The sequence below is a fragment of the Pseudomonas sp. IT-P260 genome (assembly GCF_949768395.1).
Lineage (GTDB): Bacteria > Pseudomonadota > Gammaproteobacteria > Pseudomonadales > Pseudomonadaceae > Aquipseudomonas > Aquipseudomonas parakoreensis.
The window spans coordinates 191,910-207,557 of record NZ_CATKPO010000044.1 but is presented as its reverse complement, the minus strand read 5'-3'; the positions used below and the strand labels follow the sequence as shown (position 1 = coordinate 207,557).

Annotated in this window: 12 protein-coding genes; 5 read left to right on the top strand and 7 right to left on the bottom strand. The window is 61.9% G+C overall.

The features are described from left to right. Positions 1-134 precede the first annotated feature (134 nt). From ACM6HV_RS26985 to ACM6HV_RS26965, 5 genes are all read right to left on the bottom strand, one after another. Positions 135-1,310 carry a lactonase family protein gene (locus tag ACM6HV_RS26985; RefSeq protein WP_414905738.1) on the bottom strand — a complete coding sequence of 392 codons (1,176 nt, stop codon included), beginning with the start codon at positions 1,308-1,310 and terminating at the stop codon, positions 135-137. Beyond that, the gene (locus ACM6HV_RS26980) at positions 1,310-1,609 is read right to left on the bottom strand and encodes a DUF5629 family protein (protein ID WP_414905737.1); all 300 of its coding nucleotides are present in this window, start codon (positions 1,607-1,609) and stop codon (positions 1,310-1,312) included. The genes ACM6HV_RS26985 and ACM6HV_RS26980 overlap by 1 nt, the downstream gene beginning before the upstream one ends. Before the next feature lie 158 nt (positions 1,610-1,767). Then, positions 1,768-3,348: an aldehyde dehydrogenase (NADP(+)) gene (locus ACM6HV_RS26975; protein WP_414905736.1), complete on the bottom strand. Its 1,581-nt coding sequence runs from the start codon at positions 3,346-3,348 to the stop codon at positions 1,768-1,770. Positions 3,349-3,357: 9 nt separating this feature from the next. Continuing rightward, positions 3,358-4,350, bottom strand: a complete 993-nt coding sequence (araD1, locus tag ACM6HV_RS26970) for an AraD1 family protein (protein ID WP_414905735.1) — start codon at positions 4,348-4,350, stop codon at positions 3,358-3,360. 146 nt (positions 4,351-4,496) lie between these two features. Beyond that, positions 4,497-5,819: an MFS transporter gene (locus ACM6HV_RS26965; RefSeq protein WP_414905734.1), complete on the bottom strand. Its 1,323-nt coding sequence runs from the start codon at positions 5,817-5,819 to the stop codon at positions 4,497-4,499. A 194-nt stretch (positions 5,820-6,013) separates the two neighbouring features. Between ACM6HV_RS26965 and ACM6HV_RS26960 the strand changes: the two genes are divergently transcribed. Together ACM6HV_RS26960 and ACM6HV_RS26955 are read left to right on the top strand one after the other, a co-directional pair. Next, on the top strand, positions 6,014-7,750 hold the full coding sequence (locus ACM6HV_RS26960) for an IlvD/Edd family dehydratase (RefSeq protein ID WP_097087141.1): 1,737 nt from the start codon (positions 6,014-6,016) through the stop codon (positions 7,748-7,750). 176 nt (positions 7,751-7,926) lie between these two features. Next, positions 7,927-8,646, top strand: a complete 720-nt coding sequence (locus tag ACM6HV_RS26955; protein ID WP_414905733.1) for a FadR/GntR family transcriptional regulator — start codon at positions 7,927-7,929, stop codon at positions 8,644-8,646. A gap of 175 nt (positions 8,647-8,821) precedes the next feature. On the opposite strand, the gene ACM6HV_RS26950 is transcribed toward ACM6HV_RS26955, so the two are convergent. Then, entirely contained in the window at positions 8,822-11,206 is a 2,385-nt protein-coding gene (locus tag ACM6HV_RS26950; protein WP_414905732.1) for an efflux RND transporter permease subunit, read from the bottom strand. Then, positions 11,203-12,246 carry a WD40/YVTN/BNR-like repeat-containing protein gene (locus tag ACM6HV_RS26945; RefSeq protein ID WP_047293884.1) on the bottom strand — a complete coding sequence of 348 codons (1,044 nt, stop codon included), beginning with the start codon at positions 12,244-12,246 and terminating at the stop codon, positions 11,203-11,205. The genes ACM6HV_RS26950 and ACM6HV_RS26945 overlap by 4 nt, the downstream gene beginning before the upstream one ends. A 462-nt stretch (positions 12,247-12,708) precedes the next feature. On the opposite strand from ACM6HV_RS26945, the gene ACM6HV_RS26940 reads away from it, so the two are divergent. Genes ACM6HV_RS26940 through ACM6HV_RS26930 form a run of 3 tightly spaced genes read left to right on the top strand, consistent with a single transcriptional unit; the run spans position 12,709 to position 15,642 of the window. Further along, positions 12,709-13,299, top strand: coding sequence for an amino acid synthesis family protein (locus ACM6HV_RS26940; RefSeq protein ID WP_007968626.1), 591 nt, complete (start codon positions 12,709-12,711; stop codon positions 13,297-13,299). Positions 13,300-13,330: 31 nt separating this feature from the next. Further along, positions 13,331-14,164, top strand: coding sequence for an alpha/beta fold hydrolase (locus tag ACM6HV_RS26935; RefSeq protein ID WP_414905731.1), 834 nt, complete (start codon positions 13,331-13,333; stop codon positions 14,162-14,164). Further along, positions 14,161-15,642 (top strand): aldehyde dehydrogenase, encoded by a 1,482-nt coding sequence (locus ACM6HV_RS26930; protein WP_222014916.1) that lies wholly within the window; start codon positions 14,161-14,163, stop codon positions 15,640-15,642. The genes ACM6HV_RS26935 and ACM6HV_RS26930 overlap by 4 nt, the downstream gene beginning before the upstream one ends. Positions 15,643-15,648 lie beyond the last annotated feature (6 nt).

Sequence of the window (15,648 nt, the reverse complement as noted above, 5' to 3'; positions counted from 1 at the left end):
GGCTTGCTTTGCCCGGTTGGGCCGTGAAGCAAACTTAACGCTCGAGGGTTGATCGCTTGAAATGCTTTGTAGCATTACCGGATATCAGCGCGATTAATACAAAGAGACAGGCCCCGTAAACCGGGGCCTGTGGCTTATTGTCGCACGATAAACTTCAGGTCGCTGGGCGCGTCCATCGGCAGTTTCTGCACGGTTTTGCCGAGCAGACCAGTCTTGGCGTCGCGCTCGACGACGACAATTTCGTTGCTCTTCTGGTTGGCGATCAGCAGGAATTTGCCACTTGGATCGAGGCTGAATTCGCGCGGGTGATCACCCTCCACCGAACGTTTTTGCAGTTCCTTGAGCTGGCCGGTTGCCGGATCGATCGCAAAGACCACCAGTTGGTTGGCAGTGCCACGGTTGCTGACGTAGAGGAACTTGCCATCGGCCGAGGCATGCAGCGCGGCGGCGGCTTTGTCCGAGGTCGGTTGACCGGCAGCCAGATCGACCAGTTGCGTCTGGGTCAGCACACCGTCGTGATAGTCGAACACCGCGACCTGTGCGCTCATTTCCATGGTCAGCCAGGCATGCTTGCCGTCCGCGCTGAACAACAGATGACGCGGGCCGCTGCCGGCCGGCAGGCTCACCGAAGCAGTTTTCGCCGGGGTCAACGGCAGCTCAGGGTTGGCTTTCGGGTCGAACTGGTAGATGAAGACCTTGTCCGCCCCCAGGTCATTGGAGAACACGTAGCGGCCATCCGGCGAGGACACCGTCGAGTGCACGTGGTTCGAGGCCTGACGCTCGGGGTTGACCCGGCTCGCCGGGTGCGCGCTCATCTGCACCACCTGTTTGAGTTTGCCATCGGCACCGACCGGCAACACCGCGAGGGTGCCGCCCGGATCTTCCATCACCGAATAGTTGCTGACGAACAGATGGCTCGCATCGCCGCTGAGGCTCGAGTGGGTCGGCTCGTTGCCCAGGCTCTGCACTTGATTGATCAGGGTCAGAGTGTGGGTCTTGGGGTCGATCGAATAGCTGCTGACGCGGCCGACCGGGTCTTTCTGGCCGGGACCGTTTTCATTGACCACGAACAGCTGCTTCTGGTCTTTGGACAAGGTCAGCCATGACGGGTTTTCGCTCTTCACCACTTGCAGTGGCTTGGCGGCGATCTGGCCGGTGGCGCTGTCGAAATTCATTCGATAGATGCCCTGGCTGGTGCCGGCGGTGTAGGAGCCGACCAGCAATTGATAGCTCTCGGCGCTGGCACTGGACAGGCCCATCGCACCGACGCTGCCGGCCATCAGCAATGGCCAGAATTTACGCATGTTCATTAATTGTCATCCTCGTCGTCGCTGCTGCTGACCACATCACCGAGGCACACCAGACGGTGTTCGCCGGTGGTCTTGGTGTCGCTGGCGTAGCCAATGATCAGCCAGCTCTGCAGGTCTTCGTCAAACGTCGCCGCCGCAACCTGCGCCGGGGTGAACTCCCAATGCTTGGCCGCGCGGCCATCGATGCATTCGATGTGCAGGTTATCGTCTTCGTCGAGGGCGAATTCGAAGGCGTGCAGGCCGTCGATTTCGACCATGCCGCAGTGTTCGAGGGCGTTGAGAAGGGTTTGGGCAGTCATGGCAATCAAGTCTTTCAGGGGGGAAACCGGCAATGATAGCCCAAAGATCCACATTCCCCCCCTGTAGGAGCTGCCGAAGGCTGCGATCTTTTGATCTTGTTTTTTAAAATCAAAGTCAAAAGATCGCAGCCTTCGGCAGCTCCTACAGGGTTTGTGGGTCAGAGGGCTTCGCGTGACGGCTTGCCGTCTACCAGGCGCTGGATGCGCAATGGGTTGGCATTCTTCAGCGGTTCGGGCAACAGATTGTCGGGGTAGTTCTGGAAACACACCGGGCGCAGGAACCGATCGATCGCCAGCGTCCCCACCGAGGTACCGCGCGCATCGGAAGTCGCCGGATACGGCCCGCCATGCACCATCGAATCACACACCTCCACACCCGTTGGATAACCATTGAGCAGAATCCGTCCGACTTTCTGTTCGAGCAGCGGCGTCAGTTCCGGGAAGCGTTCGAAGTCGGCCTGCTCGCCGATCATCGTCGCCGTCAGTTGCCCGTGCAGGCCCGACAGCGCCGCGCTGAGTTCGGCCTTGTCCGCCACTTCGACGATCACCGTGGTCGGGCCGAACACTTCTTCCTGCAGCACTTCATCGCCGTTGATCAACAGGCTGACATCGGCCTTGAACAGTTGTGGCTGCGCCTGATTGCCCTGTTGCGGATTACCCGCCAGATGCTCGATGCCGGAATGCGCCAGCAACTTTTGCAGACCCTTGCCGTAGCTGCCGAGGGTGCCGGCGTTGAGCATGGTTTGCGCCGGTTGGTCGCCAATCAGCCCGGCGACTTGCTGGACGAAGGCGCTGAACTGCGGCGAGCGAATTCCAATGACCAAACCCGGGTTGGTACAGAACTGACCGCAGCCCTGCACCACCGAAGCGGTCAGGTCGCGGGCGATGGCTTGCGAGCGCTCAGCCAAGGCTTGAGGCAGAACGATCACCGGGTTGATGCTCGACATTTCGGCGAACACCGGGATCGGTTGCGGCCGTGCCGCAGCCATGTCGCACAGTGCGCGGCCGCCCTTCAGCGAACCGGTGAACCCAACTGCCTGAATCGCCGGATGCTTGACCAGCCATTCGCCAACGCCAGCGCCGTAAATCATGTTGAACACGCCTGCCGGCATCGCGGTTTTTTCCGCCGCGCGAATCAGTGCATCAGCGACCAGTTCAGCGGTTGCCATGTGGCCGCTGTGGGCCTTGAACACTACCGGGCAACCGGCGGCCAGCGCGGCAGCGGTATCACCACCGGCGGTGGAAAACGCCAGCGGAAAGTTGCTCGCGCCAAACACCGCCACCGGGCCGAGGCCGATGCGGTATTGACGCAGATCCGGACGCGGTAACGGCTGGCGTTCCGGCAGCGGCAGATCAATTCGCGCGCCGTAGAAATCACCGCGCCGCAGGACTTTGGCAAACAGGCGCATCTGCCCGCTGGTGCGCCCGCGCTCGCCCTGAATGCGTCCGGCGGGCAGCGCGGTTTCACGGCAGACCAACGCTACGAAATCATCATCCAGCGCATCCAGTTCGTCGGCAATCGCGTCGAGAAATTGCGCGCGGCGTTCGGCGCTGAGGCTGCGATAGGCCGGGTACGCTGCGGCGGCGGCTTTGGCGGCGGCATCGACTTCGGCTTCAGTCGCTTGAATGAATGCGTACGGCAGGCGTTCGCCGGTGGTTGCGTCGACGCTGTGCAGTGTCACGTCGCCCGCTGCGCTGCGCTGTCCGCCAATGAAGTTGTGTCCAAGAATCTGCGTCATGGGAGCTCCTTAAAGGGTGCCGATGCTGTCCGGTTGAAAGGCCGCTGCTGCTGGCGCGATGCCGTTGACCAGCGGGGCGCCGAACTCGGCCTGGCTGATTTCAAACTGATCGCCCGGTTGGGTGCGAACGCCATCGGCGAACGACAGGGTTGCAGTGCCGAAGAAGTGAATGTGCACGTCGCCCGGGCGCAGGAACTGGCGGTATTTGAAATGGTGGTATTCAAGGTTGGCGAGGCTGTGGCACATGTTGGCTTCGCCGCTGAGGAATTCGTTCTGCCACAGCACTTCGCCGTTACGCAGGATGCGACTGCTGCCGGCCAGATGTTGCGGCAGTTCGCCGGTGCGCAGTTCCGGGCCGTAGCTGCAACTGCGCAGTTTCGAGTGGGCCAGGTACAGGTAGTTCTTGCGCTCCATGACGTGATCGGAGAACTCGTTACCCACGGCGAAACCGAGGCGATAGGGTTTGCCGTCGTGGCCAATGACGTAGAGCCCGGCCATCTCCGGTTCCTCGCCAGCGTCTTCGGCGAACGGCGGCAACGGGAAGGCTTCGCCCGGACGCACGACGATGCTGCCGTCGCCCTTGTAGAACCATTCCGGCTGCACGCCCGCCTGCCCCGCCGCTGGTTTACCACCCTCCACGCCCCATTTGAAGATGCGCATGGTGTCGGTCATTTGCGCTTCGTCGCCGGCCTGCTGGTGCATCTTGTCCCGCGCCGAGGCGCTGCCCAGATGCGTGAGGCCGGTACCGCTGACCAGTAGGTGCGCCGGGTCCGGGTGATCCAGCGGTGGCAGAATTCGCCGCGTGCTCAGCAGCTCGGCGTAGTCATGACTGATGCCCAGGCCGTGGGTTTGTACTTGCTGCTCCAGAGTGCCGCCGGCTTCGATGGCGGCCAGCGCGAGATCGCGTACGCTACGGGCGTCCTGCACTTCGCGGATCAGACCGTTGTCGACCACACCGACGCGGCGCTCGCCGTTTATCAATTCGAATTGAACCAGATGCATGTTTTTCTCCTATTGCCTCAAAAACACCGCCGTCCCCCTGTGGGAGCGAGCCTGCTCGCGAAAGCGGTGTGTCAGTCATCCACAATGTTGAATGTGATGGCCTCTTCGCGAGCAGGCTCGCTCCCACAGGGGCCAGCGTTGTCGAGTCAGGTGCGGGTGGCGCCGCGTGCACTGGCGGCGAACTGCTCGACCGGGAGCACGTGCTTACGCTCAAGCACGCGGTAGACGACGCCCGTCAGGATCAAACCGAACACCATCACCCCCGAGAGGAAGTACAGGCCGGATCCAAGGTTCCCGGTGTATTCCTTCAACGCCCCAATCACGAACGGCCCGATGTAACCACCGAGGTTGCCCACCGAGTTGATCAAGGCGATCCCCGCCGCCGCACTCGCACCGGCAAAGAACCGCCCGGGCAAAGTCCAGAACACCGCCGTGCAGGAAAACAGCGCGAACGCCACCAGGCACAGTGCCGCCAGTTGCGCTACCGGCAGGGTCAGCCAGGCGCTGAAAAACAGGCCCAGTGCACCCAGCACATAGAGCACCGCCAGGTGGCCGTAGCGATCGTTCATGCGGTCGGAGCTGCGTGGCACGATCAGCAGACCGACGATGCCGAAGATGTAGGGCACCGACGAGACGAAACCGGTCACCAGATCGCTGCCGCCAAACTGTTTGATCAGCGTCGGCAGCCACAGGCCAAGGCCATAAATGCTCAGGGTCACCGGCAGGTAAAACAGCGCCAGCAGCAACACGCGTTTGTCCTTGAGTGCATGCAGCGGGTTGCCGTGACGGGTCTGGCCGTATTCCTGCAAATCCCTTTTCAGCTCGCCGGTCAGCCAGTCTTTCTCGGCCTGATCCATCCACTTCACGTTTTGCGGGCCATCGGGCAGCCAGCGCAGTACCGGCCAGGTCAACAGGATCGCCGGGGTGCCGATGACAATGAACAGCCACTGCCAGCCGTGCAGCCCGAGAATGCCGTCCATACCGAGCAAACCGCCGGACACCGGGCCGGTGATCATCATCGCGATCGGTTGGGAGAGGATGAACAGCCCGAGGATCTTGCCGCGATGGCGCACCGGGAACCATTGGGTGATGTAGTACAGAACGCCGGGAAAGAACCCCGCCTCCGCCGCGCCGAGCAGAAAGCGCATGACGTAGAAACTGTGCGGGCCCTGGACGAACGCCATGCCGATGGTGATCGCGCCCCAGGTGATCATGATCCGCGCGAACCAGCGCCGCGCACCGAAGCGTTCGAGCATCAAGTTGCTGGGAATTTCGAGAAGAAAGTAGCCAATGAAAAACAGCCCGGCACCGAGACCGTAGGCCGCATCACCGATGCCGATGTCAGCGCCCATGTGCAGCTTGGCGAAGCCGACGGCGGAGCGATCCACATAGGCGATCAGGTACAGCAAGATCAGGAAGGGAATCAGTTTCAGCGTGATGCGGCGGATAAGCCGCAATTCCTGGCTCATGGGATCGGTCTCCGATTGTTGTTTTTATAGAACCTCGGGGGACGCCTCTCGCGAAAAATCGCCAGGGCCAATCCCTCCGTCGAAAACGACTATATAGTAATACTAATTACCCAACAACACTTCCAAAGCGGCGATTTTGCGCTTATGTTTAGCCATGACTCGCAAACAATAGTCTTACAATAAGAGAATCGATCATGTCTGAGAAGAAACCCACCCTGCGCTCCGCCCAATGGTTTGGCACGGCCGACAAGAACGGCTTCATGTACCGCAGCTGGATGAAGAATCAGGGCATCGCCGACCACCAATTCCACGGCAAGCCGATCATCGGCATCTGCAACACCTGGTCGGAACTGACCCCGTGCAACGCGCATTTCCGCCAGATTGCCGAGCACGTCAAACGCGGGGTGATCGAGGCCGGTGGCTTTCCGGTGGAATTCCCGGTGTTCTCCAATGGCGAATCGAACCTGCGCCCCACCGCCATGCTCACCCGCAACCTGGCGAGCATGGACGTGGAAGAAGCGATTCGCGGCAACCCGATTGACGGCGTGGTGCTGCTGACCGGCTGCGACAAGACCACCCCGGCGCTGCTGATGGGCGCGGCCAGTTGCGACGTGCCGGCGATCGTCGTCACCGGCGGGCCGATGCTCAACGGCAAGCACAAGGGCAAGGACATCGGTTCCGGCACGGTGGTGTGGCAGCTCAGCGAGCAGGTCAAGGCCGGCACCATCACCATTGACGATTTCCTTGCAGCCGAGGGCGGCATGTCACGCTCGGCGGGCACCTGCAACACCATGGGCACCGCGTCGACCATGGCCTGCATGGCCGAAGCACTCGGCACGTCCCTGCCGCACAACGCGGCGATTCCGGCAGTGGATGCGCGGCGTTATGTGCTGGCGCACATGTCCGGCATGCGCGCAGTGGAGATGGTGCGCGAAGATTTGCGCCTGTCGAAGATCCTGACCAAGGAAGCCTTTGAAAACGCCATTCGGGTCAACGCGGCTATTGGCGGTTCGACCAACGCGGTGATTCACCTCAAAGCCATCGCCGGGCGCATCGGCGTCGAGCTGGATCTGGATGACTGGACGCGCATCGGGCGCGGCATGCCGACCATCGTCGACCTGCAACCGTCCGGGCGTTTCCTGATGGAAGAGTTTTACTACGCCGGTGGTTTGCCGGCGGTGCTGCGGCGTCTCGGTGAGGCCAATCTGATCCCCAATCCGAACGCGCTGACCGTGAATGGCAAGACGCTGGGCGAGAACACCAAGGACGCGCCGATCTATGGCGAGGACGAAGTGATCCGCACCCTCGACAATCCGATCCGCGCGGACGGCGGTATCTGCGTGTTGCGCGGCAACCTGGCGCCGCTGGGAGCGGTACTCAAGCCGTCCGCCGCGACCCCGGAATTGATGCAGCATCGCGGTCGTGCGGTGGTCTTCGAGAACTTCGACATGTACAAGGCGCGGATCAACGACCCGGAGCTGGATGTCGATAAAGACTCGATTCTGGTGATGAAAAACTGCGGGCCGAAAGGTTATCCAGGCATGGCCGAGGTGGGCAACATGGGCTTGCCGGCCAAGCTGCTGGCCCAAGGCGTGACCGACATGGTGCGCATCTCGGATGCACGGATGAGCGGCACCGCGTACGGCACCGTGGTTTTGCACGTTGCCCCGGAAGCCGCTGCCGGTGGGCCGTTGGCGGTGGTGCAGGAAGGCGACTGGATCGAGCTCGATTGCGCCAGCGGGCGTTTGCACCTGGACATTCCGGATGCCGAACTGGCAGCGCGCATGGCGGATCTGCAGCCGCCGCAGCAGCTACTGGTCGGCGGCTATCGTCAGCTGTACATCGATCATGTGTTGCAGGCGGATCAGGGTTGCGATTTCGACTTCCTGGTCGGTTGCCGAGGGGCGGAAGTCCCACGTCATTCTCACTGACCCTGTGGGAGCGAGCCTGCTCGCGAAGAGGGAGTGTCAGTCGACATCAATTTGACTGATACGCCGCCTTCGCGAGCAGGCTCGCTCCCACATTCGGTTTCTGTGTCTGCCTCAAGATTGTCTGGTGCCTGCTATGATGCGCGGCATCTCCATCGCTCAGGATCGCGCCGTTCCCCATGGATTACCGCAAACCTTCCGACCGTAAAAGCATGCACTCGCGCATTGTCCAGGAACTGGGCATGCAGATCGTCTCCGGACGCTTTTTGCCCGACGACAAACTGCCCGCCGAAGCACTGCTGTGCGAGGAATACGCGGTCAGCCGCCCGGTGTTGCGCGAAGCCACGCGAGTGCTGGTGGCCAAGGGGCTGGTGTACTCCAAACCGCGTGTTGGCACGGTGGTCAAAGCCCGTCGCGAATGGCACATGCTCGACCCGGACGTGCTGCACTGGCTGATGCAAAGCAGCCCGCAGAATGAATTCTTCAATGTGCTCACCAGCGTGCGCAGCATCATCGAACCGGCCGCTGCCGCCCTCGCCGCCCAGCATGCGACCGAGGACGACATCGCCGCCATCGGCGAGGCTTATCAGCGCATGGAAGCCGCGCCGACACCGGAGGCCTTGCTGCAACCGGACCTGGACTTCCATAGCCGAATTGCCGACGCGACCCATAACGATTTGCTGGCGAACCTGTGCAACATGCTCTCGGTGGCGATTGCCGAGGCGTTGAAGCATTCGAATCAACGGCCGAATCTGCATGAACTGGCGTTGCCACGGCACAAGGCGATTCTTACGGCGATCGAGAACCGCGATGCACTGGGTGCCCGCCACGCGACGCTGGTGCAGCTGGATGATGCGCGCAGTGCGTTGAGCGCTGTGCTCGGCACCGAGTTCTCTTGAAGCAAAGTCAAAAGATCGCAGCCTTCGGCAGCTCCTACAGGGATCATGTGCACCGGTGAATATCGGGTGTACTTGTGCCCATTGTAGGAGCTGCCGAAGGCTGCGATCTTTTGATCTTGACCAACAAAAAAGCCGCAACCCTCGAGTTGCGGCTTTGTTGTTTCAGGCATCCGGATCAGTGAGCAAACAGCGAATTGCCCTTCTGCCCCGCCAGTTTCTCCGGCTTGATCAGGAACTTGGCCAGCGCCGGCAACAGCCACAGCGCACCGAACATGTTCCACAGCAACATGAAGGTCAGCATCAGGCCCATGTCGGCCTGGAACTTGATCGCCGAGAAGATCCAGGTGCACACGCCGATGGCCAGGCACAGGCCGGTGAACAGCACCGCTTTACCGGTGGATTTCAGGGTCTGGTAATAGGCTTCCTGCAACGGTAGACCGGCGCGCAGGAAACTCTCCAGACGGCTGTAGATGTAGATGCCGTAGTCCACGCCAATCCCCACGCCCAGTGCCACCACCGGCAGGGTCGCGACTTTGACGCCGATGCCCATGAACGCCATCAGCGCGTTGCCCAGCACCGAGGTCAGCACCAGCGGCAGGACGATGCACAGCGTCGCCGCCCATGAACGGAAGGTGATCATGCACATCACTGCGACGCAGATGTACACCAGAATCAGGATGGTCAGTTCGGCCTGTTTGATCACCTCGTTGGTGGCGGCTTCGATGCCGGCGTTACCGGCGGCGAGGATGAATTCCAGACCGTCCTTGTTGTTGGCCTTGGCGAATTCCTGCACCGCATGCACCGCGCGGTCGAGGGTTTCAGCCTTGTGGTCGTTGAGGAAGATCAACACCGGCGCCAGCGAACAGCTGTTGTTGTACAGGCCGTCGGCGCGGGCAATCGAGTTGTTCAGCACGTCCGGGTTGCGCGACAGGGTTTCCCATTTCAGGTTGCCTTCGTTCATGCCCTTGATCATCTGTTTGGACACGGTCACCAGCGAGATCGCCGACTGCACGCCCTCGGTGTTCTGCATCTTCCACATCAGTTCGTCGATCGGCGCCATCGCTTCGTAGCGCGAGCAGCCCTCGGTGGCGGTCTTGACCATCACCACCAGCACGTCGGAACTGGTGGAATAGTTGTTGATGATGAAGTTGTTGTCCTTGTTGTAGCGCGAGTCCGGACGCAGCTCCGGCGCGCCCTGATCGAGGTCGCCGATCTTCAGGTTCTGGCTGTACCAGAGGCCGCCGCCGAAGGCGAGCAGCGCCAGAGCAATCGAGACCGGGGCGACTTTCGGGCTGGCGAAGTTCGACAGCAGGCGCCAGAACGGGTGCTCGCGGTTCGCGTCCTTCTTGCTCTTGGCGATGGCGCGCTTGCTGATGCCGACATAGGAAATCGCCACCGGCAGCAGGATCAGGTTGGTGAACACGATCACCGCCACACCAATGGACGCGCCGATCGCCAGTTCGCGGATCACCCCGATATCAATGATCAGCAGGGTGATGAAGCCCACGGCGTCAGCGAGAATCGCGATCATCCCCGGCAGGAACAGTTGCCGGAAGGTGCGCCGCGCAGCGGTCAGGGCGTTGTCCGCCTCACTCGATTGCAGGGCGATCCCGTTGATCTTCTGCACGCCGTGGGAAATGCCGATGGCGAAGATCAGGAACGGCACCAGCATCGAATACGGATCCAGCCCGAAACCGAAGAAGTGCATCAGCCCGAGCTGCCAGACCACCGCCACCAGCGTGGTGCTCAATACCGCAATGGTGCTGCGCAGGCAGTTGGTGAACCACAGCAGCAGAATCAGGGTGATGACGAAAGCGATGCCGAAGAACATCACCACCATCACCAGGCCGTCGATCAGGTCTCCGACCTTCTTGGCGAAGCCAACGATGTGGATCTTGACGTTGGGGTTCTGCGCTTCGAACTTGTTGCGGATCTTGTCTTCGAGCTCATGGGAGAACTGGCGGTAGTCCAGCGCCAGCAGCTTGCCCTGATCCTGCGGGTCCGGGTAGGACTCCAGCAGCGGGATATCGACGATGCTCGATTTGAAGTCGTTGGACACCAGGCGCCCGACCTGCCCCGACTTGAGGACGTTGTTGCGCAGCATGTCGAGGCTGTCCGGCGAGCCGTCGTAGCTCTGCGGAATCACTTCCCCGCCGGCGAAACCCTCTTCGGTCACTTCGGTCCAGCGTACGCTCGGACTCCACAGCGATTTGAGGCCGGAACGGTCGACGCCGGAGATGTAGAACACCTCGTCGTTGATCTGGCGCAGGGTCTCCATGTATTCCTTGGAGAAGATGTCGCCGTCTTTGGCTTCCACCGAAATCCGTACGGTGTTGCCCAGGTTCGCCAGATCGTTGCGGTGCTCCATCATCTTCTCGATGAACGGATGCTTGAGCGGGATCATTTTTTCGAAACTGGTGGAGGGGCGAATCAGCGTGGCCTGCCAGAACAGGAAGACGCTGACCACCAGGCAGATCAGGATCACGGCCGGGCGGTTGTTGAAAATCAGACGTTCGAGGAACGTCGCCTTGTCCTGATGATGAGTGCTCAAGGAAGTCATAGCCCCGCCTTCTTATTATTGATTTCGGCGCCGTTTGGCTGAGTGGTGTGCACGCCGCCCTGCCCGGTCAGAATCAGATTGCCGTCGCCGGCCGCTGTCACCGAGGACAGCGAAATGCGGTCCGGGCGGTTGAACACGCTGAAGGTTTCGCCGTTGTCGCTGCTGCTGATCACCGAGCCGCCGTTGCCGACGATCACGATCGAGCCGTCGGCGAGCAGCGTGGCGCCGGACAGACCGAACTCCAGCGCACCGCGCGCGGCCTTGAGTTCGACCTGCTGCCAAGTGCTGCCGAAATCGCTGGAGCGGTAGAGGTTGCCGCGCAGGCCGTAGGCCAACAGAGTCTGCGCCTGAGCGGTGCCGATCACGCCGAACAGCGAGCCTTGATATGGGCCCTGGAGTTTTTCCCAGGTCTGGCCCCAGTCCGGGGAGCGGAACATGCTGCCCTGCTCGCCGACGATGAACAGCCCGGCGTCCTTGACCGCCGCGATGGCGTTGAGGTGGAACTGGTCCTGGTTGTCGAGGCGGTCGCTGACGTCCTGCCAGTTCTTGCCGCCATCGGTGGTTTCCAGCAAGGCACCGTAGGCGCCTACGGCGACGCCGTGGTTGACGTCCTGGAACCAGACGTCGAGCAGCGGTGCTTCGCGCTTGAGGTCTTCGAATTGTTTGCTCCAGGTCAGGCCGCCGTCGGCGCTGGCGAGGATCTGCGCGTCGTGGCCGACCGCCCAGCCGTGCTTGTCATCGACGAAGTACACCGCCGTCAGCAGTTGCCGGGTCGGCACTTTGGCCTGGGTCCAGGTCTTGCCCTGGTCGTCGGAAAAGAGAATGTGCCCGCGATCACCCACCGCCACCAACCGGGTGCCGGCGTGGACAACATCGAGTATCAGGCTTTTGGCGGCTTTGGCCGATTCGGTGGAATACACCCCGTCGGCGGGCGCTTCGGCGGCCAGAACGGGTGCCGACAAGGCAGCACAGCCCAGCAGTGTGAGTGCTGTGGCCAGCAACGCGGTGTTGCGTAACGCCGGCGGGCGGCAACGACTCATAGACCTTCCCCTATTTATTATTGTTAGGCCATTGGGCCTTAGGGCGCCGCAAGGGTGCTCGTGGTGACTGATGGGTCACAAGCATAGCCGTGAAACCCGCAGTCCAGAGCGCCTTGGGAAGCTGGCTCATCCTATCGGGCTTTGGAAACGTCTGACAATCGGCGCCACGTTATCTTTTGTTAACCAAAAGCGGCCCCCTGTAACGAAGGAATTTCCCTGTGGGAGCGAGCCTGCTCGCGAAGATGCCCTTGCAGTCGCCATCATCATCGGCTGACCCACCGCATTCGCGAGCAGGCTCGCTCCCACAAGGGTTAATGATGTTTAGGAGAATTGTGGTGGCGGATGAATGCACCGCCATTCGCCGGATCGATGCGGCAAATCTTGCGTGGGGGACTTGCACGATCGGTATTATGGTATACCATCAGACGCACAGACACTCTCAATCCCCCTACGGAGCAGCTCATGAGTTTCGAAATTCGCAAGATCGTCAGCTATGTCGAAGAAACCTTCATCGAAGGCGGCAAGGCCACTGACAAGCCAGTGACCATGGTTGGCCTGGCCGTGGTGATGAAGAACCCGTGGGTCGGCAACGGCTTCGTCGAGGACCTGAAACCGCAAATCCGCGCCAACTGCTCCGACCTCGGCGCAATGATGGTCGAGCGTCTGGTGGGCATCATCGGTGGCGCCGAGAAGATCGAGGCTTACGGCAAAGCGGCAGTGGTCGGCGCTGACGGCGAAATCGAACACGCCTCGGCCGTGATCCACACCCTGCGCTTCGGCAACCACTACCGCGAAGCGGTCAAGGCCAAGAGCTACCTGAGCTTCACCAACAAGCGCGGCGGCCCGGGCACGTCGATCCAGATCCCGATGATGCACAAGGACGACGAAGGTCTGCGCTCGCACTACATCACCCTGGAAATGCAGATCGAGGACGCGCCGCGTGCCGACGAAATCGTCGTGGTGCTCGGTTGCGCCGACGGTGGTCGCCTGCACCCGCGCATCGGCAACCGCTACATCGATCTGGAAGAACTGGCCGCCGAAAAAGCCCAGTAATCACAATAAAAAGGCATTGCAGGAGCGCTCCATGATTCGGCTCACCGCTGAACTCACCCCGGCTGGCACCAGTTACCTGGCGACCGGCCAAGGCCAGCCCGTGGTCTTGATCCACGGCGTGGGCCTGAACAAAGAAATGTGGGGCGGCCAGATCGTTGGCCTGTCTGCCCAATACCAGGTGATCGCCTACGACATGCTCGGCCACGGCGCCAGCCCGCGCCCGGCCAGCGGCACCGGCCTGCTCGGTTATGCCGATCAGTTGCTGGAGCTGCTCGATCACCTGAATCTGCCCCAGGCAGCGGTGATCGGTTTCTCCATGGGCGGTTTGGTGGCGCGGGCGTTTGCCCTGCATTACCCCGAGCGTCTGCAAAGCCTGGTGGTGCTCAACAGCGTGTTCAACCGCAGCGAAGAACAGCGCGCCGGGGTCATCGCCCGCACCGCGCAGGCCGCTGAACACGGGCCGGACGCCAATGCCGAAGCGGCGCTGTCGCGCTGGTTCAGCCGCGAATATCAGGCGGCGAACCCGGCGCAGATTGCGGCCACTCGTCAGACCCTGGCCGGCAACGACCCGCAGGGCTACCTGACCACCTACGAATTGTTCGCCACTCAGGACATGTACCGCGCCGACGACCTCGGCAGCATCCAGGCACCGACGCTGATCGCCACCGGCGAACTTGACCCCGGTTCCACCCCGGAAATGGCCGAGCAACTGGCCCGGCGCATCCCCGGTGCGAAGGTTGCGGTACTGCCCGAGCAACGGCATATGATGCCGGTAGAGTCGCCGCGCCTGGTCAACCAGACGCTGCTGCAATTTCTCGACTACGCACACGCCCGACAAAACCCTATAAAGGGGATCGTTGCATGACACTCCAACGCTTCCAGATGTGCATCGGCGGAGAATGGGTCGACGCCCTCTCCGGCAAGACTTTCGAAAGCCTCAACCCGGCCAGCGCGCAAGCCTGGGCCGAACTGCCTGACGCCGATGAAGCCGATGTCGAACGCGCCGTGCAAGCGGCGCAGACTGCCTTCGACAGCCCGGCCTGGCGCGGCCTCACCGCCACCGCGCGCGGCAAACTGCTGCGGCGTCTCGGCGACCTGATCGCGGAAAACAAGGAACAACTGGCGCAGCTGGAAAGCCGCGACAACGGCAAGCTGATCCGCGAAACCCGTGGTCAGGTCGGTTATCTACCGGAGTTCTTCCACTACACCGCAGGCCTGGCCGACAAGCTCGAAGGCGGCACCCTGCCGCTGGACAAGCCCGACCTGTTTGCCTACACCGTGCACGAAGCGATGGGCGTGGTCGCCGCGATCATTCCGTGGAACAGCCCGCTGTACCTGACCGCGATCAAACTGGCGCCGGCCCTCGCCGCCGGCAACACGATTGTGATCAAGCCGTCCGAGCACGCTTCGGCAACCATCCTTGAGCTGGCGCGTCTGGCCCTCGAAGCCGGGATTCCACCGGGCGTGGTCAACGTTGTCACCGGTTACGGCCCGAGCACCGGCGCCGCCCTCACCCGCCATCCGCTGATCCGCAAGATCGCCTTCACCGGCGGCGCGGCCACGGCCCGGCATGTGGTGCGCAGCAGCGCCGAGAACTTCGCCAAGCTGTCGCTGGAACTCGGCGGCAAATCGCCGAACATCATCTTCGCCGACGCCGACCTGGACAGCGCGATCAACGGCGCCATCGCCGGGATCTACGCCGCCTCGGGCCAGAGCTGCGTGTCCGGTTCGCGCCTGCTGGTGCAGGACGAAATCTACGACGAGTTCGTCAATCGCCTGGTCGAACGCGCCCAGCGCATCCGCATCGGCAACCCGCAGGAAGACCACAGCGAAATGGGCCCGATGGCCACCGCGCAGCAATTGGCGGTGGTCGAAGGTCTGGTGGCGGATGCCATCGCTGAAGGCGCGCGGTTGCGCACCGGCGGCAAGCGTCCGACCGACCTCGGTGACGGCTGGTTCTACGAGCCGACGCTGTTCGAGTGCGACCGCAACTCGATGAAGATCATGCAAGAAGAAGTCTTCGGCCCGGTGGCTTCGGTGATTCGCTTCAAGGATGAAGCCGAAGCGCTGGCGATTGCCAATGACTCGCAGTTTGGCCTTGCCGCCGGCATCTGGACCCGCGACCTGGGCCGCGCCCATCGTCTGGCCCGGGACGTGCGCTCTGGGATCATCTGGGTCAACACCTACCGCGCGGTATCGGCCATGGCGCCAATTGGCGGTTTCAAGAACAGTGGCTATGGACGCGAAAGCGGCATCGATTCGGTGCTGGCCTACACCGAACTGAAAACGGTGTGGATCAATCTCTCTCAGGCGCCGATGCCTGACCCGTTTGTGATGCGCTAGGAGTCC